The following is a 7,476-nucleotide window of genomic DNA, read 5'->3' as shown; positions in this document are numbered from 1 at the left end:
CGCCCGTCGTCGCGCAGCCGGCCGCGTCGTGCGCGCGCACGCCACGGGAGACCCGGTCGAGGCCGCCGTCGCCGAGGTGGCCCTGGCGCTGCACCTGACGACCGCGGCCGCCGCCCACCTCGTCGACCAGGCGCTGGCGCTGACCACCGACCTCACGGCCACCTACGCCGCGCTGGCGGCCGGCACCACGGACGAGGCCCGCGCGAAGGTGGTCGTCGACGGGACGGCGCACCTGTCCGCGGCGTCGGCGCGGCGGGTCGACGCGCTGCTGCAGCCCGCCGAGCTCGCCGGGCTGACGACGGCCGAGCTCCGCGCGCGGGTGCGGCACCTCGCCGCCGTGGTCGAGCCCGCCGAGCAGGCCGACCGGAGCCGGGAGGGCGTCTGCGCCCGCGGCGTCCGCCTGCTGCCCCTGGACGACGGGCTGGCCGAACTGCGCGCCACCGGTCCCGCGCTCGACCTGGCGTCCGCCTTCGACGCCCTCACCGGCGCCGCCCGCGCCCGCTCGGGGCCGCACGGGCGCACCGACCCCCACGCGGCGCTGAGCGCCGGGGTCGACCCGCTCGTGGTCGACCCGGCGTCGCTGCCCGACCGCCGGGGCGTCGACGCTCGGCGCTTCGACGCGCTCGTCGACGTCCTCGTGCGGCCGCCGGCGGGGGTCGCGGAGCCCGCTGCGACCGCCGGGCGCGCGACCGACGACGACGCCGACGACCACACGGCCGAGCGCGCCGGCGCGCACGGCGGTCGCTGCCACGGGCCGCAGGTGGTCGTCGCGATGACGAGCCTGCTCGGCCTCGACGACGAGCCCGCGCAGCTGGCGGGCGTCGGGCCCGTCCCCGCCGCCCACCTCGCCGAGCACCTGCGCCACCACCCGTTCCGCCGGGCCTTCACCGACCCCGCCACCGGGCGGCTGGTCGCTCTGGACGGGCACCTCCTGCGCGTCGCAGGCGGCGCGGGCTCCCGGAGCGCTGTGACGGTGCCGCTGCCGGGGATGCAGCGGATCCTCGCCGGGGGCTCACCGGCAGCCGACAGGGAGGCGGTCGAGGAGGCAGCCGTCGGCGAGCCGGCGGACCGAGCGCCGGCGGTGAGCGAGTCGAGTGACGCAGGCGCTATAAGGAAGGGGCCCCCCGAGAGCGACCCGCCGTCCAGCGCCGCACCGCCCGACGCCGCCACCCCGTCGGCTCCCTCGGCGACCACCGGTCCTCCCGGACGCCGTCGCGGCGCACCAGCGCGTCCTCGCCTGGCCTGTCCCGTCGCCGCCGCCGGAGGCGGCCCGTACACGCCGAGCGCGGCCACGCAACGGCACCTGCGCGCAGCGCGGACCCGGTGCGCCTTCCCCGGCTGCCGCGTGCCGGCCGACCGCTGCGACCTCGACCACGTGGAGCCGTACGCGACCGGCGGACCCACGTGCCCGTGCAACCTCCACCCCCTGTGCCGGCGCCACCACCTGGCCAAGCACCGCTTCGGCTGGCGGGTGCGACGCCCCGCCGGTGGCGCCGGCCCGACCCGCTGGGCGAGCCCGCTGGGCCAGGTCGCCACCACGCGCGCCGAGCCGCTGCTGCCGCCCGCCACCCACGCCGCCTCCGGTGCGTCTGGTGCCACTGGGCCTGCGGGGAGCGGGACAGCCCGTTCGCTCGAGCCGACCTACCCGGCGTGCGACGCGGGCGCCGACGACGCGCGGTGGACCCGCAGCTGCGAGGCCCGCGACCTAGAGGGGCTCGGGGAGGGTGGGTGCCAGCAGGAGGAGCGGCAGCACGGTGAGCGCCAGCGGGGGGACGGCGGCGACCCGCGCCCCGACGACCGCGGCGCCGACCCGGCGCCACCGGACTCCTGGGGCGGCGGGGACCCGCCCTTCTGAGGAGGCCGAGGCGCTCGACCCGGCCGCTGGACACCGCGGGCGCGCCCGGGGTCGCCAGGCCGAACGGAGGCCGACGGCGCGGCGGTCCGCCGCCTCACCCGTCGACGACGGCCTTGCCCGGGTTGAGGATGCCGAGGGGGTCGAAGGCGGCCTTCACGGCGGCGTGGACGTCCATCGACACGTCGCCCAGCTCCTCGCGCAGCCAAGCCCGCTTGAGCAGCCCGACCCCGTGCTCCCCCGTGAGCGTGCCGCCGAGGCGCTGCGCCAGCGCGAAGACCTGGCAGGCGGCGTCCCAGGGCGCCCCGGACAGGACGTCCTCGCCTTCGGGCACGACGAGGACCGGGTGGAGGTTGCCGTCGCCGGCGTGCGCGAAGACGGCGATGCGGACGCCCGTCCGGCGGGAGACCTCCTCGACCCCCGTCACGGCGTCGGCGAGCCGGGAGCGCGGCACCGCGACGTCCTCGATGACGGCCTGCCCGAGCCGCTGCAGCGCCGGCAGGGCCTCCCGGCGCGCCGTCATGAGCTCGGCGGCGCGCGCGGGGTCGGTCGTCGTCTCCGCCTCGAGCGCCTCGGCGGAGACGGCGGCGAGCACGGCCTCGGCCTCGGCGGCCGCACCCTCGCCGTCGGTCTGCGCGAGCAGCAGGGCGGCGCCGCGGGCGCGCAGGTCGGTGCCCCGGGCGGCGTCGACGGCCTCGAGCGTCGCCGCGTCGACGAGCTCGAGCACCGCGGGCTGGACGCCGGCGCGGGTCACCGCGACGGCGGCCCGGGCGGCGGCCGCGACGTCGGCGAAGAAGGCGCTCGTCGTCGCCTGCTGCCGGGGCCGCGGGCGCAGCCGCAGCGTCGCCTCGACGACGACGCCGAGCGTGCCCTCGGAGCCGACGAGCAGGGCGGTGAGGTCGTAGCCGGCGACCCCCTTCGTCGTCGCGCGCCCCGTGCGCAGCACGCGCCCGTCGGCGAGCACGACCCGCAGGCCGAGGACGGCCTCCCGGGTGGCGCCGTGCTTGGCGCAGCGCAGGCCCCCGGCGTTGGTGGCGATGCTGCCGCCGACGCTCGCGAGAGCGGCGCTCGCCGGGTCGGGCGCGTACATCAGCCCGTGCTCGGCCGCGGCGGCGTCGAGGTCGGCGACGAGGACGCCCGGCTCCACGACGGCGACCTGGTCGTCGACGCGGAGGTCGAGCACGCGGTCCATGCCCGAGACGTCGAGGACCAGCTCACCGGTCGTCGCGGACGCCGCGCCGGCGAGACCCGTGCCGGCGCCGCGCGTCACGACGGGCGTGCGCTCCGCCGTCGCCCGCCGCAGGACGGCGACGACGTCCTCGGTGCTGCGCGCCCGCACCACCCCGTCGGGCAGGCCGGCGGGCCGGTGGCCCGACCAGTCCGTCGACGCCGCCTCGCGGCTCGCCCGGTCCACCAGGACCTGCGGCCCCGGGTCCCCGTCGTGCACCGCCACGGCCACCTCCTCGTCGCTCCGCCGGTCCCGCGCAGGGCGGCCCCCCACGGTCGCACGGCCGCCGCGTCGACCGCCGTCTCCACCTCTCTGCGACCAGCGCTAGAGCCGGGCAGACGACGGTCGACGCGTCGTCGTGGCCGTCAGGACGTCGCGAGCACCGCCCGCGCGAAGCCGGCCGCACGGGCCTGCAGCCCGGCGACGCGCTCGGCGCGCGCCGCCTCGAGGTCGAACCCCTCGTAGGGCAGGGGCGGGGTCCGGCGGACGTTGGCCGAGCACTCGAAGCCCTCGCACACGAGGGTCCCGACCGTGTCCCCGGCGCGCCCGGCCGCCCCGGCCCGGCGCGCGGAGCGCAGGACGACGTCGGCCGGGAGCTCGACGTCCTGGCACCACGCGCACTGGGCGCGCCGGCGCGGTGCGGCGGAGGCCTGCAGGAGCAGGAGGCCGACGGGCCGTGCGTCCACCGGCACGACGGCGTAGGAGCGCCGCGGCAGCTTCGCGTCGCGCCAGCCGAGGACGTCGAGGCGGTCCCAGTCGAGGGTCTCGAGCTCGGGCGGGGGGCTCATGTCGGCGAGCTCCTTGCGAGAGGCGCCGACGAAGCAGGAACGGATCTGGGCAGCGGTCAGGGGGAGCACGTCATCACCGATCGGGAGGGCGCGGGCACGAGCCCGCGGGCGTCGTCCGGGGGGCGGGCCCCGCGGCGGCGCGCCAGAGCCCCCGCTCGAGCGCGGGAGGGCTGGACGTCGGGTGCCGCGGAGCCGCTGCCGGTGCACCGCGCGGCCCACGACGGGCGGGGCGGGCACCGGGCGGCGGCTACCTGCTGCCGGCGGACGAGCCGCCGACCACCTCCGGGCGCCGCGGCGCCGTCCGGGACGAGTCGGTCACGCCCGGGACGGTACGCCGAGCTCGACGTCCGGTCGACCGTGGTGCGGCCGCCGCCGTCCACGCGGACCTCGCTGCCCCCGTCACGTCGCCGGGCACCCGCGCCGTGCCCGCCACGTCCCGCCCTCCCGCGTCAGCCCTCGCCGGCCGACCGCCGTCGGCCCGACCGGACGCTCTGCTCGTCAGCTGTGGGCGTCAGCTGTGGGCGTCGACGTACGCCTGCGGGTCCCGGTCGCTCGAGTCGACGCCGTGGCCGTCGGCGTGCTCCGCCTCGTAGACGGCGAAGGCGACCGCGAGGTCGTGGCGCTCCTGCGGCGTGGCGTGGTGGCGGAAGTCCGGCAGCGCCTCGCGCTCCTCCTCACCCATGTGGTCGTCGTTGGCCTCGCGGGCCGCGTGGACGGCGTCCCACCACTCCTGGCTGCCGATCTCGTGCTCCCGCGCGGCGCGGACGCCCTTGCGGATGTCGTCGTGGTCGTCGACGGCGTCGAGGGTCTCGTCCTCGGCGCTGTCCTTGTCGCCCTCGCCCTTCCCGAGCTGCAGCAGCCGCGGGTAGAAGAGCTCCTCCTCCGCCTGGGCGTGGACCTCGAGCAGCACCTCGAGGCGGTGCCAGACGATGCCGAGCGCCCGGGCGTCGTCGCGGGGCACCTCGTCGAGGATGGCGAAGAGGCGCCGCTGCTCGTCGTGGTCGTGGAGGATGTAGTCGCAGATGTCCATGCGCGGAGGGTGGCACCGCACCCCGGGGCCCGCAGGACGGGCGGCCCGACCTCCGTACCGCTCGGTGGGCGGCCCGATGGGCGGCCCGCGGGGCGGCGTCGGGGAGCCGGCCGGCTCCCGCGCCCGTACCCTCTGGCGCCCAAGCCGGCCGCCGACGGGGCGGGCGGTCCAGCGCAGGAGGAGCCGTGGACCTCGAGCAGGACCCCGCCGACCGGGACCCGACCGATCAGGACCCGGCCGGCCAGGTGCCGAGCCCCGAGCCCGGCAGCGCCCGCGGCGGGCGGGGACCGGCGACGCGCCGGCCGTCGGCGGCCCGCCCCGTGGTCGCCCCCCTCGCCGGCGTCGTCCGGCCCCTGGCCGACGTCCCCGACCGCGTCTTCGCGCAGGGGCTGCCCGGGTGCGGCGTCGCGCTCGACCCGGGCCGGGACGGACCGGTCGAGGCCCTCGCCCCCATCGGCGGACGGGTCGTCGTCCTCTACGCGCACGCCTTCGTGGTGGCGGGCGACGACGGCGCCGCCGTCCTCGTGCACCTGGGCATCGACACGGTGCAGCTGCGCGGCGAGGGCTTCGAGCTCCTCGTCGAGCAGGGCGAGGTCGTGGAGGCCGGCCAGCCGGTGGTCCGCTGGGACCCGGGCGCCGTGGAGCGCGGCGGCCGCTCGCCGCTCGTGCCGGTCATCGCCATGGACACCCCCGACGAGGCCCTCGCCGACCTCGCCGAGGGCCACGTGGGCGCCGGCGACCGGCTCTGGACCTGGGTGCCGTAGGCGCCGTGGGGTGACGGTCCGCGGCGAGGAGCGCGACACCGTGGAGGACGCCCTCAGCGGGCGTAGCAGGACGTGCGGCCCACGCGCTGCGTCGGGGTGAAGCCCGCGCCGAGCAGGAGCTGCGCGCGCTCGACGACCCGCGTGGTCCGGTACGGCGGCTCGCCCTCCTCGGGGAAGAGGAGGCAGGCCTGGTCGACGTCGAGGTCGTCGAGCGCCGCGACCACCTCGCTGTCCGGGGCGAAGACGACCTCGCCGTTCGCGAAGCGCACGAGCAGCAGCCGCTGCTCGTAGCGGAAGCCGGGCACGTCCCTCAGCTGGTCGAGGAAGTAGTCGCGCGGCGCGACCGTCTTCACGCGCGTGGTGAGCACGGTGAGGGTGATGGCGTCCTGCTCGGGCAGGAGCACCGTGTCACCGGGCTCGGCGCGGGCGATGACGTCCTCGGCGACGACGACCGACCCCAGCCCGCGCTCGTACCGCGGCGGCCAGTCGAGGGACACGCCGTTGGCGGAGGACCAGATCGGCAGGCCGGAGGCCACGAGCGCGGCGGCCACGCCGGCGGGCAGCAGCAGGCGCCACCGGCGGCCGCCCGCGGCCAGGCGTGCGCCGAGGACGCCGACGAGCGCCGCGACGGTGACGGCCCAGCTGATCCGCCACAGCGTCGGGCCGAGGCCGACGAGGTCGTACGCCAGCCGCGTGACCCCGGGCACGAACGTGACCCCGACGACGAGGGCGAGCACGCCCGTCGTCACCCGCGCCGCCCGCGACGGCACGAGCAGCGCCCCGAGCAGGACCGCGACGACCCCGACGAGCCCGTAGACGCCGTCGCGGAAGATCTCGTGCCCGAACCAGGACGGGTCGAAGCGGAAGAGGCGGCGCTCGGCGAAGTCGTCGGCCGACCGGCCGCCCACGGCAAGGGTGACGGCGCCCGCGGCCAGCGGGTAGGCCGACGCCACGACGAAGCCCGCCGCCGCCGCGCGCCAGCGGCGGGCGACGAGCAGCGGGGCCACCCCGCCGAGGGCCAGCACCGGCACGAGGAAGATGCCCGTCGTCGACAGGCCCACCGCCGCGGTGCCGCCCGCGGCCAGGGCCGCCAGGTCGCGGCGCGCCGAGCGGCCCGTGGCCAGCGCCCGCTCGGCGTGGCGGAGCAGCGCGACGAGGAGCAGCGGCACCAGCAGGCACAGCAGCACGACCTTGCCCTGCCACAGCCGGATGAGGAACAGGTTGCCGGGCGCCGCGTAGCCCGGTCCGCCGTCCCACAGGAGGAAGACGAGCGCGAGGCTCAGCGCCACCGCGACGAGCGGCGTCCGCCACGCGCGCAGCAGGCGCCACAGGGCGAGCACCGACAGCGCCGTCGCCACCGACGGCACGACGAGGTAGGCCACCGACGCCGCGGGCACGCCGAGCAGGTGGGCGAGCGTCCCCAGCAGCCCGTCGTAGGAGGCGACGGGCGGGAAGCTCGTCATGGGGAAGACCTCGTCGGAGAAGATCGTGTCGCGCAGCGGGAAGGTGCCCCGCTCGGCCGTCCACTGCGAGAGGTTGACGTAGTAGAGGTCGTCCGGGTTGGGCCACCGGGTCGCGCCGGCCAGCACCGCGAGCGCGGCCGCCCAGACGAGCGCGACGACGACGCCCGACCGGCTCGGCTGCGCCGCCCGACCCGCCGGCTCGTACCCCGCCGGCTCGTCCCCCGCGCGCGCCGCCCGTTCAGCGGGCGGGACGGGGGAGGCGACGGCCGCAGGCCGCCGGGAGCCCCGGTGTACCGTCGATCCACGGCTTCTGCGACCAGGAGGGACGGGGCGCGAGCCCCTCGCACACCG

6 protein-coding genes are annotated in these 7,476 nt (G+C 78.5%); 2 read left to right on the top strand and 4 right to left on the bottom strand.

Features of this window, described 5'->3' with window-relative positions; translation table 11 throughout:
* A partial coding sequence (locus HLB09_RS10420) for an HNH endonuclease signature motif containing protein (protein WP_171203312.1) occupies positions 1-1,855 on the top strand: 1,855 nt, incomplete at its 5' end.
* Positions 1,856-1,949: 94 nt separating this feature from the next.
* Here HLB09_RS10420 and HLB09_RS10415 read toward each other — a convergent pair.
* The 3 genes from HLB09_RS10415 to HLB09_RS10405 all read right to left on the bottom strand — a co-directional run bounded on the left by HLB09_RS10415 (position 1,950) and on the right by HLB09_RS10405 (position 4,898).
* On the bottom strand, positions 1,950-3,305 hold the full coding sequence (locus tag HLB09_RS10415) for an FAD-binding oxidoreductase (protein WP_322790128.1): 1,356 nt from the start codon (positions 3,303-3,305) through the stop codon (positions 1,950-1,952).
* Positions 3,306-3,445: 140 nt separating this feature from the next.
* Positions 3,446-3,937 carry an FBP domain-containing protein gene (locus tag HLB09_RS10410; RefSeq protein ID WP_171203311.1) on the bottom strand — a complete coding sequence of 164 codons (492 nt, stop codon included), beginning with the start codon at positions 3,935-3,937 and terminating at the stop codon, positions 3,446-3,448.
* Between the two features lie 442 nt (positions 3,938-4,379).
* Positions 4,380-4,898, bottom strand: coding sequence for a hemerythrin domain-containing protein (locus HLB09_RS10405; protein WP_171203310.1), 519 nt, complete (start codon positions 4,896-4,898; stop codon positions 4,380-4,382).
* A gap of 185 nt (positions 4,899-5,083) precedes the next feature.
* Here HLB09_RS10405 and HLB09_RS10400 point away from each other — a divergent pair, with 185 nt between their 5' ends.
* Positions 5,084-5,662: a PTS sugar transporter subunit IIA gene (locus HLB09_RS10400; protein WP_212770888.1), complete on the top strand. Its 579-nt coding sequence runs from the start codon at positions 5,084-5,086 to the stop codon at positions 5,660-5,662.
* Positions 5,663-5,715: 53 nt separating this feature from the next.
* On the opposite strand, the gene HLB09_RS10395 is transcribed toward HLB09_RS10400, so the two are convergent.
* Positions 5,716-7,476 (bottom strand): DUF6077 domain-containing protein (locus tag HLB09_RS10395; protein ID WP_281359365.1); only part of this gene is annotated, 1,761 nt, incomplete at its 5' end.

Origin of the sequence: Pseudokineococcus marinus (assembly GCF_013004605.1) — a bacterium.
Lineage (GTDB): Bacteria > Actinomycetota > Actinomycetes > Actinomycetales > Quadrisphaeraceae > Pseudokineococcus > Pseudokineococcus marinus.
The sequence above is the reverse complement of the archived record's forward strand: the minus strand, read 5'-3'. Positions and strand labels throughout refer to the sequence as shown.

What these genes read in the sequence shown, in the direction of transcription:
- HLB09_RS10405 (WP_171203310.1), bottom strand. Translation starts at nt 4,898, where the DNA reads ATGGACATCTGCGACTACATCCTCCACGACCACGACGAGCAGCGGCGC.